General features: G+C 57.3%; 12 protein-coding genes. 7 read left to right on the top strand and 5 right to left on the bottom strand.

What is annotated here, in order from left to right:
- Positions 1–202: 202 nt before the first annotated feature.
- From mdeB to AC3AP7_RS06575, 4 genes are all read right to left on the bottom strand, one after another.
- The gene (gene mdeB, locus AC3AP7_RS06590) at positions 203–2,863 is read right to left on the bottom strand and encodes an alpha-ketoglutarate dehydrogenase (protein ID WP_475764468.1); all 2,661 of its coding nucleotides are present in this window, start codon (positions 2,861–2,863) and stop codon (positions 203–205) included.
- Between the two features lie 93 nt (positions 2,864–2,956).
- Positions 2,957–3,883: a fumarylacetoacetate hydrolase family protein gene (locus tag AC3AP7_RS06585; RefSeq protein WP_475764469.1), complete on the bottom strand. Its 927-nt coding sequence runs from the start codon at positions 3,881–3,883 to the stop codon at positions 2,957–2,959.
- Positions 3,880–4,416, bottom strand: a complete 537-nt coding sequence (locus AC3AP7_RS06580) for a VOC family protein (RefSeq protein WP_475764470.1) — start codon at positions 4,414–4,416, stop codon at positions 3,880–3,882. Before AC3AP7_RS06580 ends, AC3AP7_RS06585 begins: the two co-directional genes overlap by 4 nt.
- Positions 4,413–5,480: a CDP-6-deoxy-delta-3,4-glucoseen reductase gene (locus tag AC3AP7_RS06575; protein ID WP_475764471.1), complete on the bottom strand. Its 1,068-nt coding sequence runs from the start codon at positions 5,478–5,480 to the stop codon at positions 4,413–4,415. The genes AC3AP7_RS06580 and AC3AP7_RS06575 overlap by 4 nt, the downstream gene beginning before the upstream one ends.
- Before the next feature lie 470 nt (positions 5,481–5,950).
- On the opposite strand from AC3AP7_RS06575, the gene AC3AP7_RS06570 reads away from it, so the two are divergent.
- The 3 genes from AC3AP7_RS06570 to AC3AP7_RS06560 all read left to right on the top strand — a co-directional run bounded on the left by AC3AP7_RS06570 (position 5,951) and on the right by AC3AP7_RS06560 (position 8,909).
- A complete protein-coding gene (locus AC3AP7_RS06570) occupies positions 5,951–6,988 on the top strand; it encodes a LysR family transcriptional regulator (protein WP_475764472.1) in 1,038 nt (345 codons plus the stop codon).
- Positions 6,989–7,489: 501 nt separating this feature from the next.
- Positions 7,490–8,359, top strand: a complete 870-nt coding sequence (locus tag AC3AP7_RS06565) for a sugar phosphate isomerase/epimerase family protein (RefSeq protein WP_475764473.1) — start codon at positions 7,490–7,492, stop codon at positions 8,357–8,359.
- A gap of 25 nt (positions 8,360–8,384) precedes the next feature.
- Positions 8,385–8,909, top strand: a complete 525-nt coding sequence (locus AC3AP7_RS06560) for a VOC family protein (RefSeq protein ID WP_475764474.1) — start codon at positions 8,385–8,387, stop codon at positions 8,907–8,909.
- Between the two features lie 351 nt (positions 8,910–9,260).
- On the opposite strand, the gene AC3AP7_RS06555 is transcribed toward AC3AP7_RS06560, so the two are convergent.
- Complete coding sequence (locus tag AC3AP7_RS06555) at positions 9,261–9,995, bottom strand: SDR family oxidoreductase (protein ID WP_475764475.1); 735 nt, start codon at positions 9,993–9,995, stop codon at positions 9,261–9,263.
- A 1,098-nt stretch (positions 9,996–11,093) separates the two neighbouring features.
- Here AC3AP7_RS06555 and pdxR point away from each other — a divergent pair.
- The 4 genes from pdxR to AC3AP7_RS06535 all read left to right on the top strand — a co-directional run bounded on the left by pdxR (position 11,094) and on the right by AC3AP7_RS06535 (position 16,112).
- Positions 11,094–12,581, top strand: a complete 1,488-nt coding sequence (gene pdxR, locus AC3AP7_RS06550; RefSeq protein ID WP_475764476.1) for a MocR-like pyridoxine biosynthesis transcription factor PdxR — start codon at positions 11,094–11,096, stop codon at positions 12,579–12,581.
- Between the two features lie 186 nt (positions 12,582–12,767).
- A complete protein-coding gene (locus AC3AP7_RS06545; protein ID WP_475764477.1) occupies positions 12,768–13,235 on the top strand; it encodes an antibiotic biosynthesis monooxygenase family protein in 468 nt (155 codons plus the stop codon).
- Between the two features lie 108 nt (positions 13,236–13,343).
- On the top strand, positions 13,344–14,255 hold the full coding sequence (locus AC3AP7_RS06540) for a dihydrodipicolinate synthase family protein (protein ID WP_475764478.1): 912 nt from the start codon (positions 13,344–13,346) through the stop codon (positions 14,253–14,255).
- Between the two features lie 549 nt (positions 14,256–14,804).
- Positions 14,805–16,112 carry an MFS transporter gene (locus AC3AP7_RS06535; protein WP_475764479.1) on the top strand — a complete coding sequence of 436 codons (1,308 nt, stop codon included), beginning with the start codon at positions 14,805–14,807 and terminating at the stop codon, positions 16,110–16,112.
- The last annotated feature ends 57 nt before the right edge of the window (positions 16,113–16,169 follow it).

Genomic DNA, 16,169 nt, shown 5'->3' with positions numbered 1-16,169 from the left:
GATAACCGCTGGCTTTCACACTCCCTTACGCCAGCAGCCATCTGAACCGACCGACGAATCGCTGGTCGATCATCACGCGGTCGTTCCTCCATCGACGCGAATTTCCTTTCTGGTTTGCGATTTTGGATACTCTTAATCCGGCCTTCAGCACGGACGACGGGTCCGGACGCCCGGCCTACGGCACGTCCGTTCCGTCGACGCTTTAAGCAGCCCAGGAGGCCGGAGTATCAACCGGGATTCCGTAACGCTCAATTGCCGCCATTACAACGTCGCGCGACATTTCTCCGTCACGCACGAGTGCAGACAGCGCCGCGAGTACGACGTGATGCCGGTCAACTTCGAAAAAGCGTCGCAACTCGCTACGCGTGTCGCTACGCCCGAACCCGTCCGTCCCAAGTGCTGTGAATCGACCTGCTACGTAGGGCGCAATCAGCTGCGCATAGGAACGTACGTAGTCGCTCGCGGCCACCACTGGCTCCGCGCGTGCCAGACAACGCTCCACGTGGCTGCTGCGGCTTTCTGCAAGTGGATGAAGACGGTTCCAGCGCTCCACATCCCTTGCCTCACGCGCGAGTTCGCTAAAGCTCGTGACGCTCCAGATCTCGCTGGAAACACCCCAGTCGTTCTTCAGCAGGTCGGCCGCCGCGATTACCTCGCGCAGAATTGCGCCCGAGCCCAGCAGACGGACCCTGCTCCCAGCGCCTTCCACTTCGTAGGTGTCAAAGCGATACATGCCCCTGACCACGTCGTCCTCAACGCCGGCGGGCAGCGACGGCTGTGCGTAGTTCTCATTGGTCACCGTCAGGTAGTAAAAGACGTCCTCTTGCCGCTCGAGCATCTGGCGCGCGCCATAGTCGACGATTACAGCGAGCTCACCGGCAAAGGCGGGATCGTACGCCCGGCAGTTCGGTACGGTGGCGGCAATCACATGACTCGTGCCGTCCTGATGCTGGAGCCCCTCGCCACCAAGCGTCGTACGCCCGGCTGTAGCTCCAATGAGGAAGCCACGTGCCCGCTGGTCTGCGGCGGCCCAGATCAGGTCACCGACCCGCTGGAAACCGAACATCGAGTAGTAGATGTAGAAGGGCAACATCGGTACGCCGTGCACGCTATAAGCCGTAGCTGCGGCCGTCCAGGAGGACATGGCGCCGGCCTCCGTGATTCCCTCTTCGAGCAGTTGACCGTTCTTCGCCTCGCGGTACCAGAGCATAGAACCCGCATCCTCCGGCTCATAAAGCTGACCCGACGGCGCATAGATCCCTACCTGCCTGAACAGGTTCGCCATGCCGAAGGTCCGTGCTTCGTCAGCAACGATGGGAACAATGCGCGGGCCGAGGGTCGGGTCTTTGATGAGCTGGCTGAACAGGCGCACCGCTGCCGTGGTCGTGGACATCTCCTTATTGTCTGCCTGCAGTGCGAACTGCGCATAGTCCGGCGCCGCCGGTACGGCGAGGGGCTCCGCCGACCGGCGCCGCGCAGGCAGATATCCGCCCAGCGCTTCCCGGCGCGCGCGCAGATAGCGGACCTCCGCGCTGTCGTTACCCGGATGATAGAACCTGAGCGCTTCGAGATCCTCGTCACTCAGCGGCAGGTCGAAGCGCTCGCGAAACGCCTTGAGCGCATCCACATCGAGCTTCTTCGCCTGATGCGCCGTCATGCGCGACTCGCCCGCGCCGCCCATGCCGAACCCCTTCTTCGTCTTGGCGAGGATGACTGTCGGCCGCCCCTTATGTGCCTTTGCCGCTGAGAAAGCGGCGCAGAGCTTGTGCATGTCGTGGCCGCCGCGCCTGAGCGCGTCGATTTGACCATCGGACATATGCGATACCAGCGCCGCCAGTTCTGGATCCTCCTGGAAGAAATGGAGGAGGTTGTACGCCCCATCCTTCGCGCCCAGCGTCTGAAACTCGCCATCGACTGTCACGCCCAGACGGCGCAGCAGCGCGTGCGTGGCATCCCGTGCGAACAGGCCGTCCCATTCAGATCCCCAAAGCACTTTGATGACGTTCCACCCCGCGCCGGCAAAGAGCGCTTCCAGCTCCTGCACGATCTGCCCATTGCCGCGTACGGGACCGTCGAGACGCTGGAGATTGCAGTTGACGACGAAGGTAACGTTGTCGAGCTTTTCACGCGAGGCGAGCGTAAGTGCCGTGATTGACTCCGGCTCGTCCATCTCGCCATCGCCAAATACCCCCCATACGTGGCGCCCCGCCGTGTCAGCAAGACCACGGTCTTCGAGGTAACGCATGAAACGCGCCTGATAAATCGCGCTGATAGGACCAATCCCCATTGAACCAGTGGGGAACTGCCAGAAGTCCGGCATAAGCCATGGGTGCGGATACGAGCACAGCCCGTTACCGGCAATCTCCTGGCGAAAGTTGGCAAGCTGCGCCTCGCTCAGTCGCCCCTCCAGGAACGCACGCGCATAAATGCCCGGCGCCGAGTGCGGCTGGAAGTAGACAAGATCACCACCGTGCTGCCCGTCGGCAGCACGGAAGAAGTGATTGAAGCCAGTTTCGAAGATCTCGGCAGCTGACGCGTAACTGGCAATATGCCCACCGAGGTCGCCGTAGGCGTGGTTTGCCCGCACCACCATCGCGAGCGCATTCCAGCGCATTATTGCCGTGATGCGTTCTTCCAGCGCCAGATCGCCGGGATATGGTCCCTGCTGGTCGAGCCCAATCGTGTTGCGATATTCGGTGACGGGCAGCGAATGTGGCGCAACGCCGAGCCGCCTTGCCAGGCTTTGGAGCCTTTGCAGCAGAAAGGAGCCGCGCTCTCCGCCACAGCAGTCAACTACTGCCTGCAGGGCATCGAGCCATTCACGCGTTTCCTGCGGGTCGGTATCGTACATCTCTTCTGACATAAGTAATCCTATATAACTGATCCAGCTGTAACTCCTCGAATGCCCGCCCCCGTCCTACCGATCCACGTTCGGATGAGTCGCCGGAGACCCGCGTCACGCGCCGGGGAGCGGCGCCTGGATAACCACTTCGAGTCTGCCAATCGTTTCGGCTTCGACCACTACCTCGTCGCCTACCTTGAGCGACTCTCCACGAGCAGCACCAACGCCCGCGGGGGACCCAGTAAACATGATGTCTCCCGGTTCGATGCAAACAGCTCTGCTGACGCCCGCAATCTGTTCAGCCAACGAATAAATCATCTTTGATGTGTTGCCGTGCTGCTTTTGCACACCGTTGACCGACAGGCGAAAATCGAGGTTCTCTCCGTCGATGAACTCCTTTGGCACGATAGTCGGTCCGATCGGTGTCCCCCTGTCCTGACACTTACCAAGCGAAAAGTCGAAGTTGAACGGGAGGTGAGGAGCGAGGAACTGGTCGCGCGCCGTGAAGTCGACTCCAAGCGTGTATCCGGCGACGTAGTCGAGCGCATCCTCCGGGCGAATGTTGCGTCCGCCGCGCCCAAACACAACCACCATCTCCGCTTCCCAGTCGAAGTCCATGCAGCCGGAGGGAATATGAACCGAACGACCCGGGCCCGAAAGGGCACTTGAGGCCGGCTTAATAAAGAAGAACGGCGCTCGGCCCTCGACCTTCTCCACATTGGCTTTCATTTCCGCGAGATGATCGGCATAGTTCGCGCCGACGCAGAACACCTTGCGTGGGTACTCGAGCGGCAGCGCAAGCTCCACGTCGTGCTCGCCTAGCGCCAGGTCCTGCAATCTGCCTGCAGTGATCGCCTCCGCAACGTACATGATGGTGTCGCGATACTCGTGCCACTGTACGAATATGTCGACCAACCGATGCGGAAGCTCCGCTATACCAAGGCGCCTCACGGCTTGCGGCAGGCTCCAGAACTTGTCGCCCACCCTGATCGCCGCGCTGACGCGGCCCTCGTGTGCAATCGATGCGAGAGCGAATGTCATGCTGCGCCCCTCCCCGATGCCTCGAGCGAACCGGTTATTGGACTGCCGTCCGGCATGAAGCGGTCGCCGAAATCGAACATGTCGTCATTCTGAAATCCCGGGTAATACTGGACTTCCCACCAACTGCCGTTGATATCCTCCATATAGAAGGAGTAGACGCCGTGGCGATGCTCTGGTTGCTGGATCTGTTGAAGTCCGTAGACATCCTTCAAACGAATCGCTGCGTCATACGCCGCGTCGACTTCCGCTTCAGACGTAACATCTAGTCCCCAATGGTTATGTACATTGCACGGCGGGCAGTGTTCGCCGACCAGCACGCAGACGACATGAAACTTCAATCCACAACGAAACACCATCGACGTAATGCCATGCTGCACGCACTCCAAGCCGAGAAATTCCTCATAGAATTTGCGCGTCTCCGCGAGGTCTCGGCACGGAAGGGTGCCATGCGACATGACGTACGGTTTGACGATCGATGCCCCGTTTGCTGGCTCCGCAATCGCAACGTCAGTCAGTTCAAGAATATGGCTCATAGGGGTGACTCCTCCCAAGTTGTGGTTTTAGCGCGCAGAGCCGAAGCTGGCAGAAATTCGTCTGCGAAAAAGTCTTGAGGTGCAAGGTGGCGCGAGGAGATGAAGTCGCGCTTCGCGGCTTCGACGAGCCCCGGTGCGCCACACACATACACTTCCCGCCCTGCAAGGTCAGCGTGATCCTCCAGCACGGCCTGATGAACGTTGCCCGTTCGACCGCTCCAGTTGCACTCTGACGTCGGATCCGAAACGACCGGCACAAATGTAAAGTTCGGGTACTGTCCGGCCCACTGATTGACAAGGTCGAGCAGGTACAGCCCCTCCCTTGTCCGGGCTCCCCAATAGAAGTGAATGGGCCGTGTCTCGTGAATACGTCGTGAAAATATGTCAAGAAGCATCGACTTGATGGGAGCAAAGCCCGTCCCACCGGCGATGAAAATCAGCGGCTTTTCACTATCCTCTCGCACAAAAAACGTACCCAGCGGACCTTCAAGTGTAAGCAGGTCTCGCACCTTCATCGTCGAGAAAACGCGATCAGTGAAATGGCCACCCGGCATGTGGCGCAAGTGGAACTCAAGTTCCGTGATACCTTCGGCGAGTGGTACGTTCGCGATGGAATAGGTCCGGCGTGCGCCATCTGCCAGCAGAAAGTCCACATACTGGCCCGCGACGAAGCGCAAGTTCTCGTTCATGGGCAGGCGCACACGCAACAGCATCACGTCTGAGGCCAAACGCTCGAGCTTGGCGACTCGGCTCGGCGTAACTCGTGCGCGGATCCCGGCGAGCCCACTCAGTTCCTGCGCCTCGATTACGAGGTCCGAACGCGCGCGCGCCTGGCAAATCAAAGTGTAGCCTTCGCGTCTTTCGCTATCGGAAAGGTAGGTCCGCAGCACTTCGCCATTGTCGACTTCGCCCTGGACCACTTTACACTTGCAGGTCCGGCACATACCCGCCCTGCAGCTATACGCCAGCGAATAGCCCGCGGTGAGGCCTGCCGTTAGAATACTGCGGCCGTCTTCCACGTCGAATGCGTGGCCACTTGGACTCAATGTCACCTTAAAGGTCATAAACGTCTCCCCCACTTTTTAACTGATTCCCGCCTTGTCTGATCATGGGAATATCGGACGGCAGCTACGACATGCAACAGGGTACGAACACCGGCCCCCGCAGTCGAATTGGAAATCGAAATTCGGAGTATTTCCGTCGTCAATGGCATCCCGAGAGGCGGTATCATTGCCAATCGACCGTGCAGGTGACCATTCTGCTGTCGAGTCTTCGACAGGCCCAACGTCGACTGCTTCTACGCAATGTCAGCGTGCCCTGACAGGCCGGCCCGAGTCGCCTGAGCGTCCTCGCCGCGTCTCCACAAACGTTCGTATCGGCACCCTAGCCTCTCCACGGCGAACCGAATCCGTCCATCAAGGCACGCGCCAGTCGTGCAACCTCTGACGATGGTGAAGTCTGATGGCGCTTCGGATGACGGCCCATCAGACGGAAATTCGATGCGCTGCAGCAAACAATACGGACGCAACGAGGGATGGGCTTTTACCAATCGACCGGACCAGCGTGGTTACATAACATCGAGGGTTACGATGCAAATCCAAAGCGCTTCAGTGCCACGCAGATGAACCCAAACCGTATCGACCTGAACCTGCTAAAGGTTTTTGACGCGATCTTGAAGACACGCAGCGTAACTATCGCAGCGTTGAATTTGGGATTGACTCAATCCACGGTAAGCAATGCACTCAATCGCCTGCGCGATGCGATGGGCGATCCGCTCTTCGTGCGGACCTCCGAAGGCATGATGCCGACGGCGTGGGCGGAAGAGGTCGCCGGGCCAATCGGAGAGAGCCTCGCGCGGATTCGCGGAACGCTCGAGCACAAGCTCGGTTTCGATCCTGCACATGCCGAGCGCACGTTCACGCTCTTCATGACCGACGTAGGCCAGTTCCTGCTTCTTCCCCGCCTGCTGCGCCACATCGCAGAGGAAGCGCCACTTGTCCAGATCCACACGGACCAAGTGCCGCCGCTTCGGTTGCGCGAGGCGGCAATGGAAACGGGCGACGTGGATCTTGCGTTGGGCTATTTCCAGGAATTTGAAGGTCCGTTCCACCGCCAGCGTTTGTTTACGGAAACGTTCGTATGCCTCGCGCGAGCAGGCCATCCTCGAGTATCAGGGCGGCTGACGCTTGAGCAGTTTCTCGAAGAGCGTCATATCTTCTACCTGCCCGCGGGAAGCGGACATGCCTCGATCGAGGCGTCGATAGATACCGTGTTCCAGGAACACGGGGTGCAGCGGGCGACTACCGCTCGCATTGCGCATTGCCTGGGATTGTGGACGCTGATCGCCGAAAGTGACAACTTGGCCGTACTCCCGCAGCGTCTCGCGACAGCGTTTGCCGTAATCGCCCCACTTCAGATCCTCGAGTTGCCTATTTCGCTGCCTTCATTCGAGATCACGCAGCACTGGCACGAGCGCTTTCATCACCACCCCGCCAACCGATGGTTACGCAACCGGATCGCGGCACTATTCGGCGCACAAGACTCGGACGTACAGCTCCCCCGGCGGGCGTGAGCCCACGAAAAGCTCCGGTCTCTCACGCAAAGCCGGCATAATCGCCACCCGCGGCGTCCTAACAGGAGCACTCCAAAGTTCGCGCCAGAAGTGTCCGCCTGACATCTTCATCACGCTGCGTGGAGGAGCTCCCCATTTTACAGTCCCCTGCGGCCCTGCGGCTCTCCACCGAGGACAACAAAGTGCCTGGCCAGCCGCTCACCGAGCCGGGCATATTGATATCGTGAATGGCGCGAATTTCGTTTTCCAATTCGACTGCCACACAAACGCCCCCTATCCTTTTGCCTGTCGATGCTGACTCCGCGCACCAACCGTCGGTAGGTCGCTCTCATCACGCGCAGGCAACCGTCATTCGGTCGACGAGACGTAGCGCTCGTCGCTGCTCGTTGCAGCTCGTCGACAAGGCCAGATATAGAGCTGACACACGAGAGACAACAAACGGTTGGGCTGGCTTCTCGAGCCTTACACCGACCGTCGGAGGAGGAAAAGGTGCGCTATGTCATGTGGGAGCTGAATCTCAAGGCCCACCCGCTCATGAGCCGGGCGTCGGCCGCGGCCGCCGGGGGCTTCGACACTCTGACTCTGTCTTGGCGCGAATTCAGAAAGGCCGGGATGTCCGTCGATGGTATAGCGTCGCTATTGCGGACCGTCCGCGACCAGGGTCTCGATCTGGACTTTCTGGATGGTATGACAAGCTGGGCACCCATCCGCTTTGCTCACGACCCCAACGGCTTTATGGCCGCAGCGTTCGACTTCGGCATCGATGACGCGTTCGACCTTTGCGAACGCACAGGGGTCAGGAATATCGTCGCGATTGCCGGCTTCGAACAGCACGCCCTTCCTCGGTCCCAGCAAATTGACTGCTTCGCGCGCTTTTGCGAGGCGGCGCACGAGCGCGGCCTTTCCGTACATCTCGAGGCGATGCCGATCCTGGCGGGCGGCCTTCCCACACTCAAAGACGCGTGGGACATCGTCCACCATGCCGCCCAGCCGAACGGCATGCTGATGCTCGATACGTGGCACTTTATGCGAAGTGGTGCGGATTTCGACCTCTTGCGGCAGATTCCGCGTGGGTCCATCAAACACGTACAACTCGTCGACGGCAGTGCGATGGCAAGTCCGGACGGGCTACGGGAAGACGCGTTCAACCACCGCGAATTACCCGGCCGCGGTGCGCTGCCGTTGGCCTACCTGCTACGGCTTCTGAGGCAGACGCAAGATATCGAAAGCATCGGCCCCGAAGCTATCACTCCACGGCTGGATCGGCTCGACCCATTGTCGGTCGGAGTCGAGGCTGGGGAGACGACAGAGGCACTGGCCTACGCCGCCGGCTTTCCCACGCGCCGATTCGATTCGCAGAGAGCAACCTGACACCATCGCCCATCAGGAGACCATCATGCTGCTACCCCACAGAGCGGTAAGTCATCTCTCATACGTCGTGACAGACATCGAAAAGGCGGCTCATCACTGGTCACGGGTACTGGGCGCAGGCCCGTTCTTCCTTATTGAGCGAATGGTCTTCGACGAGGTGACTCATTTCGGCCAGCCATGCACTTTCGACCATTCCGCGGCCTTTGGGCAGTGGGGGCCGATTGCGATCGAGCTTCAGCAGATTTATGCGAGCGGTCCGGAATCGCTGACCGCCCGCCTCATCCCCGGCGCCGCCCCCGTAATCAACCACGTTGCCTATATCAGCCCGGCGCCGGAAGAGGATAGCGCCGCACTGAGCGAGGCGGGCTTCGAGCTCTTTCTGCACGCCCGGTTCGGACCTGTCGAAGTGCGGTTTCATGACACGCACGAGGCTCTCGGCCACGCAGTCGAAATCCACCGCGAGTGTGAATTCCTTGACGAGTTCTTCGGCAAGGTAGAAGAGGCAGCGAGGCACTGGGACGGCAGGCAATTAGTCCGACTCTGGAAATGAGTATAAACGCCACACATCCGCTGCAACCGCGACCTTCGTGCCCGGTGCTCGGCGCAGCGTGCTTCTCGTCAAACGCGGACGAGAGTTGCACTCACTGAGCGTTGCTCCCATCCGCCGTCGCGACCCTTTTCGCTTCGAACGCGGCTACGGCCGCTCCGAGTCAATGACCTGCGCGATAAATCCGGTAACGCAGTATTAACATAAAGGAACGTCCGTAGCACGCATCACGACATAGTGACCCAGGCGGTCGAGAATGTCACTACGCGGCCGCTTTGCCTCGGACACCTTCGACCAATAGCCGAGCAACGAAGCTCGCGCATTAAGCACCAGTGCGGAATGGAACTACAATCGTCAGCGATTGAGGCGGCCCAGCAATGCCTCCCCCTCGCGACGCAACGCGATCGCAACGCCGACAAGGATTTCGTCGTGCCCCTGCTCGAATTGATCCAACGCCTGCGCGACGTATTCGTCCGGCGTGAGGACCGCCACACCGGTTCCCCTTTCGCTTCTCGTCTGGCGGCCAAGTCCGGTTGCGACGATCGGCGGCGCCATTTCGACCACCCTCATATCACTCTGTCCAAGTTGATGACGAAGTGACAGCGTAAATGAATGCAGCCCCGCCTTTGTTGCGCAATACACAGGCAAGTCAACGCGCGGCACAAACGCCAAACCAGAAGTGACGTTGATGATGGTCGCGCCCGGCTGCAGGCGAAGTAGCCGCAGCAACCGCAACGTCAGGTCGATCGGTGCGGTCAGGTTTGTTGCAATTTCCGCATCCAACCCGTGTGCCGAGCTCTCGCCAAGCAGGTCGCGCCGATTCTGCAAGCCGGCATTATTGACCAACACATTGAGTTCCGGGTGAGCCACCTCTATCCAATCAACTAACGCTAGGCGGCTCGTTTGTTCGGCGATGTCGCATCGTCGTGTAATCAGGTTGGGAATTTCGCGGCTTGCAAGCTCGAGACGGGCCTCGTCGCGTCCACAGACGATTACTTTATGGCCTTGCGCGGAGACGGCTTTCGCAAGTGCAAAGCCTATCCCCGACGAGCCACCGGTGATCAGCCACGTTTGACTATTCTGTGTCATAAGTCGGTCTTCCTTCTGTTTCAATGGAGAAGGTGCGCCGACAATAGAGGCAACCCGCCGGCACACCGAGACGGCTGGCTTGCGCCAGGCCCGGCGTCGCGGGTGCCCTTCCGGGTGTGAGATGCCGCCTCACTGGCGGCCGCCGGGCTACCAACCGGCGGGCTCTCTTTCGACAGATGCATTCTAACGCAAAGCACGCCATGCTCGGTGAGGAAGCGCAGGCAGTCGCAGTCCTCCAGCGGGAGTAGGTGAAATTGATAATGCAGACGCCAACAGTCAAAGCTCTAACGTTTCACACTGGGGGCGACAATTATGTTAGCCGACCGGCCGTGCTGCTTGAAGCTCTCTACACACGCAATCGTGACGCAGGACACTTTGGCCCACGTCAACTCGATATGGCTACGCTGCGCGAAGCGCTCTCGCCATTTAGTCCTTGCCCGAAGCTGGCATTCATACTAGCGCAGGACCAATTCCGGGAACGATCCTCGGCCGCCCGGGATGGAATGCTAGCCGGCAGACCATCAGACGCGAACGGACTTCCCTCGAGAACCAGTTCTGTGGTCTTCCAAACCAAAGCCTCCCCGTAGGCGACGAATACAGTACGAAGGGAGGAAATTAAGCCGTCAAGCATGTATCGAAGCCGCATTATCATGTCCTTATCGACATAGCTACACAATCTCCCCCTGAGATACCAAAAGAAAGCACTCGACCGTGGCAACGACACTGAGCGATTCACAATGGTCGTGGTGTGACCTAGCGCTTACTTTATCCACCCAATTTCCGTGACAGTAGGTCCAAGATGGTGCAACCTGAGAGAGCCAAGTACTCACACACTGACGCCGGCACCTGTGTCGAACTAGACACTGTCTTCGATCATCCCGCATGCAAGGGGCACTTACTTAGGATGCTTGGGGACGTGGTGGACGTGCACGCTGAGAACCAAAACTCTTGTAGGGTGCAGTGGTGTCGACTCGTAGACCACACGAAAAAGTGCGTATAGTGCTCGGCGCACCGCTCGGCCTGGCAGATGGACCCACGTTTTCGTCCATGCGGTGCGAGCGAACAATCTAGCGACATGTCCGATCGTGAGGCGTCACCGTGGCGAAGAAGACGAACCCAAGCAGCAAGAAGTTGAACATTATGTTCACGTTGGACGGCGACGGCCTGCTCGTCAATCAGCTCCTTCGAGCATTGCGCGCGGAAATCGCAAAGGTCCAGCCTGGGACTCGCCTGCCTCCCACTCGTGAACTCGCAAAGGAATTGAGGATATCCAGAAACACGGTCACGACCGCATATGGCGAACTTTCTAACGAAGGCCTGATATTGAGCCGCTTTGGCGCGGGCTCGGTAGTGGGCGAATCGTTGCACGGTACAGCACATAGGAAGGCCAGCGATGCCTCGTCTAACACCTCCCCAGTGCCGCTCATCTTATCGAAGTTCGGAAGACGCCTGACGAGCTTGGAGCCCTCGCCCATATTGGAACGGCCCGAGTTGAAGTATGACTTTCGTTATGGCTTGCCTGTCATCAATGACTTCCCTTTCTCTCGCTGGTCAAGGATAGTGGCTCACCGCGCCACCGTAAGCGCCACGTCCATCCTCGGTTACGGACATTCCGGGGGGTATCCCGCATTGCGCGATGAAATCGCCCAGTATCTAGGAAGATCTCGCGGGATCTACTGCAAACCAGAGGACGTGATCATCACCAATGGGTCACAACAGGCACTGGATCTTGTCGCCCGTCTTCTAATTGATCCCGAAGATGGGGTCATTCTAGAAGAGCCTCACTTCGAGGGAGCTCGAGAGGTATTCTCCGCGGCCGGCGGCAAAATTATCACTGTTCCGGTCGACCGCGACGGGTTACAAACCTCAAAGTTACCTGGCCCGACTGCTCATTGCAGAGTGGTCTATGTCACCCCATCACATCAATTTCCAACCGGCGCAATAATGTCTCCGTCACGCCGGCGCGAATTGCTTTCTTGGGCGTACGAAAACAATTGCTTTGTCGTTGAGGATGACTACGATGCTGAGCTTCGTTACGACGTTCGCTCACAACCAGCCATAAAGGGAACTGATTCTCACGAGAATGTTATATACATTGGGACGATGTCCAAGGTTTTGTTCCCATCCTTACGCTTGGGGTACATAGTCAGCCCACCTCAACTTACAAAAAGCTTCCTCACCGCGAAGCACGTTTGCGACCGGCAGACGCCACTTCTCCTGCAATCGTCTTTGAGCGACTTTATAGCTCAAGGTCACTTCGACCGATACCTTGTCCAGCAGAAGAAGCTCTGCGGAAGGAAAAGAGCTGTTTTCATGCGAGCAATTAAGAGTTCCCTTGGCAATCAAGTTTCGGTTCAGGGAATTAGCGCAGGGATCCATGCTCTACTTTGGCTTAACGGCCGCACCGCTAGTGAGGTACCGAAGTTGATTGCCGACGCGGCCGACGTTAGCGTTGGCATCTACCCAGTGAGGCCCTATTTCCTAAATGCTCCTCGCAAGGCAGGGCTTCTTCTTGGATACGCTTCCATGGAGGAAAATCTCATTTCCGAAGGGATCGAGCGACTCGCAAAAATACTTCTGAAGTAAGTCGCTCGCGCTGTGTCGCGAACAGCGCTCCACCGGAGAAACTTGGCTCCCTATATACACGAGAGTTTGGATCTTACAGAGCTTTTTGGCGTCTCTATAGTCTGGTTCACCGTGCAGTGACAGGCGAACGTCCTGAAGGACTGCACGGCCAATCCTGTTGAAGTGCCAAGCTTGGAGCCTCGCGATATGGCCGTTTATCTCAGCATGCAGCGTGTTCGCTTTTCGAGTCCGGACGGCTACGAAAAGTTCAAAATGGTGTTTGCAGATGTCCGAAATCACCTCAAGGACGTACCAGGTTTCATGCACCTCACGTGGTGGGTCCATGCGGACGACCCAACCTGGTTCAACGAGGTTAGCTTCTGGACCAGCTTTGAATCATTGCGCGATTGGCACGCAAATGTTTATCACAAGCACGCCAAGGAATGGGCGGTCCGAACGGGCGCGATTATGGAAGATATCGTTACGAATTTCGAGTTGAAGAATACTCGTCTGATTCGTGTGTGCCCTTGCTGTGGGAGTGCAGCGGACAACCCGTACCCGCTCGAACAAGAACGGGAGACCCTCGCTCAGCCGTGTGGAAACTGCGGATTCAATTTTCCGGTGACAGGTGAAAACACCAACAGCACCGCGCTTTACAAGGACGTGTTTGCCTGACACTTAGTGCCGGAACGCCTTGGAAAGCGGCACTTCGCCGTTAAACAAGGCGACCCACAGGATATGGAGTTGATTCATTAGAACCGCCATTTAAATTTGGAGACAATTATGTCGCATTTTGCAGCATCCACTATTTTTCGTGGAGTTTTGGCATTCCCAGTAACGCCTATGGATGACCTAGGTGAAGAAATTGCCCTAAAGCCGCTGGAAAACCTATTGGATAGAATCATCGACGGTGGCGTCAATGCGATCATCCCCCTCGGAAGCACGGGAGAGTTTGCATATTTGAGCCTCGAGGAGCGCAAGCGCGTCGCAGAGTCCGCGATTGACATCGCAGACGGTCGAGTTCCTGTCATTATCGGGGCCTCAGCAATAGCTACACGCGACGCAGTACAGCTAGTCAAGCACGCAGAAGAGCGACAGGCGGACGGCATAATGCTGAGCCTGCCCACCTACTATAGCCTCACCGACGACGAAGTAGTGGCTCATATTGCGTCTGTAGCTCGCGCCACATCGCTTCCGATTATGCTCTACAACAACCCCTTCACCTCCCTGGTAGACCTCACGCCGCAATTGCTTGAGCGATGCGCGGAGATCCCAAATGTTGTAGCAGTCAAAGAGGCAACCACGGACACCAACCGCATCACCCTGCTTCAACAGCGCCTGGGTAATCGGATGGAGATTTTGGGAGGGGGATTCGACCCGTATGCGTTCTCTGCGCTGTGTCTGGGTGTAACAGGCTGGACTACCGGGATGGCCAATCTTATACCCGAAAAGTGCGCCTCCTTGTTCGAGGCAGTAGCAGTCAACCGCGACCTGGAAAAAGGGCGGCAGTTGCATGCGGAAATTCACCCTCTTGCAACTCTCCTAGTAGAACTCGGCTTGACGAAAGCCGTCAAGGCTGGATTGAAAATGCTAGGCGTGGATGTCGGTCGAGGAAGAGCGCCGCTAGATCTTTTGCCGCCCGCGAGCCTTGACCGACTCGAAAATACGCTGTTGAAGGTGAGGGACCGTCACTAAGGCACGTCAAGATGAACTTCGCTCGCCGGACGGGCGAGCTTCAGTTTTTCATCGACCGATCCTGCGAGACAGACTCATCTAGAGACGCCGTGATCAATAAGCCTGTCGCCCACAGGGCACACGAAGCAGGTTGCCACATTTTGAGTGGCGAAGAAATTTGTCAGCACTTTAGATGGGTTTAAGGCGCATTTGGATCTCACTCCCCGCGTCTTTAAGGCATATAACGGACTGCCTCAATGGGTCGACAACAGTTGACTTTCGCAATCGCCATGTTCAGTCATGTTCACCAGCGCGAACATGACTGAACAGTTTCACCAACTTCATGTTTAAACCTCTATTTCTTATTTTTCGATAAAAAATATTTCTTTGAACCATGAAACTAATGCGCGACCCGCGCGTGGAGCTGCGGCTTGGCTCACTCGACCACCAGCTACTTCCGCGGGCCGTCCTGTATCACCATAATTTCTCCGCGTTTGGCCATCACAACCTCCTCGGTTATATCATCAATGACCGCCGCGCCTGATGAACCAGCGTTTCCCTAGGATTCCCATGCTTACAGAAGACACGAACCAGCGGGCTAATGCACTATTCTCCAGTCTCGCAGGAACCACTATCGAATGGTACGAATTCTTTGTTTACGGGATAGCCGCCGCCCTTGCACTTGGAAAGGTCTTCTTTCCCAAGTTCGACCCGTTAGTAAGCTCCCTTCTCTCCATGTCGACATTCGCCGTCGCTTTTATCGCTCGCCCACTCGGCGCAGCGATCTTCGGACACTTAGGTGACAAGTTAGGTCGCCGGCCATCGCTGATTATCACCCTGACACTGATGGGTGGGTCGACGTTCCTTATCGGGCTACTCCCGACCTACGAGTCTGTCGGTATCGCAGCACCGGTGCTTCTCATTGTCCTTCGGTTGCTGCAAGGGATCTCCCTTGGAGGGGAATACAGTGGAGCGGTTCTAATGAGCGTGGAGCACGCGAGCCTCAACAAACGTGGTCTGTTTGGTTCAATTGTGAACACTGGCTCAGCCCTGGGGTTGATCCTCGCAAACCTAGTTTTCCTGGCACTGTCGGGCCTTGATGAAAGCTCCTTCCTCTCATGGGGTTGGCGCATCCCGTTCATTCTCAGTGCAGTTCTCGTGCTCGTTGGCATGATAATCCGGTCGAGAGTGAGCGAGAGCCCGGACTTCGAAAAGACGAAATTCGCACTCGAGTCTCACCAGACTGCGCCACTTATTGAGATCTGGCATAACCACAAACGCTCAATCGTTCTCTTAGCGCTGGGATACATTGGCTCAGGGACCTACTTCTATACCGGCTCGGTATTTTCGTTGTCGTATGCTTCACATTTAAATGTGACTCGTGGGACGATGCTCCTTTTAATTATGATTTCATATGCGATACTCGCTATCGGAATGGTGTTCTTTGGATGGTTATCTGACCGAGTCGGGAAGAAACGAATTTTTGTTATATCGGCGCTTTGGATGGTTTTGATGCCATTCGTGTGGTTTTCACTTCTCGATTCACGAGAATTCGCCACAATGCTCGCAGGCTTCGTACTGATGATTTTACCGTTTTCCGCGAACTACGGTGTCATGCCAACTTTCTATGCCGACAATTTCCCCGCATCAGTCCGATTCTCGGGGATGGCCATCGGTTACACACTTGGCACAATCCTGGGTAGCGCAACTGCTCCACTAGTAGGAACTTTTCTGTTGCATGCAACTGACGGCTGGCATGGAATCGCAGCCTTTATGGCAGTCGCGTCGCTACTTTCGGCTATCGCTGGTGCGCTGATGGCCAGCGGGGGCGTTGCAACCTCTCCGGAAAATACCATGTCCACTTTGAGTCGATCCTGAACTAAGTAGTCCTACCCTATGAGTTAGATGAAGCCACGCTTGGCAAGAGGTTGCCAG

The sequence above is a fragment of the Paraburkholderia sp. PAMB 6770 genome (assembly GCF_057748135.1).
This window is presented reverse-complemented; position numbering and strand designations above follow the sequence as displayed.

What these genes read in the sequence shown, in the direction of transcription:
- AC3AP7_RS06555 (WP_475764475.1), bottom strand. Translation starts at nt 9,995, where the DNA reads ATGACACAGAATAGTCAAACGTGGCTGATCACCGGTGGCTCGTCGGGG.
- AC3AP7_RS06580 (WP_475764470.1), bottom strand. Translation starts at nt 4,416, where the DNA reads ATGAGCCATATTCTTGAACTGACTGACGTTGCGATTGCGGAGCCAGCA.
- AC3AP7_RS06535 (WP_475764479.1), top strand. Translation starts at nt 14,805, where the DNA reads ATGCTTACAGAAGACACGAACCAGCGGGCTAATGCACTATTCTCCAGT.
- AC3AP7_RS06570 (WP_475764472.1), top strand. Translation starts at nt 5,951, where the DNA reads ATGGGCTTTTACCAATCGACCGGACCAGCGTGGTTACATAACATCGAG.
- mdeB (WP_475764468.1), bottom strand. Translation starts at nt 2,863, where the DNA reads ATGTCAGAAGAGATGTACGATACCGACCCGCAGGAAACGCGTGAATGG.
- AC3AP7_RS06560 (WP_475764474.1), top strand. Translation starts at nt 8,385, where the DNA reads ATGCTGCTACCCCACAGAGCGGTAAGTCATCTCTCATACGTCGTGACA.
- AC3AP7_RS06545 (WP_475764477.1), top strand. Translation starts at nt 12,768, where the DNA reads ATGGCCGTTTATCTCAGCATGCAGCGTGTTCGCTTTTCGAGTCCGGAC.
- AC3AP7_RS06540 (WP_475764478.1), top strand. Translation starts at nt 13,344, where the DNA reads ATGTCGCATTTTGCAGCATCCACTATTTTTCGTGGAGTTTTGGCATTC.
- AC3AP7_RS06575 (WP_475764471.1), bottom strand. Translation starts at nt 5,480, where the DNA reads ATGACCTTTAAGGTGACATTGAGTCCAAGTGGCCACGCATTCGACGTG.
- AC3AP7_RS06585 (WP_475764469.1), bottom strand. Translation starts at nt 3,883, where the DNA reads ATGACATTCGCTCTCGCATCGATTGCACACGAGGGCCGCGTCAGCGCG.
- AC3AP7_RS06565 (WP_475764473.1), top strand. Translation starts at nt 7,490, where the DNA reads ATGTGGGAGCTGAATCTCAAGGCCCACCCGCTCATGAGCCGGGCGTCG.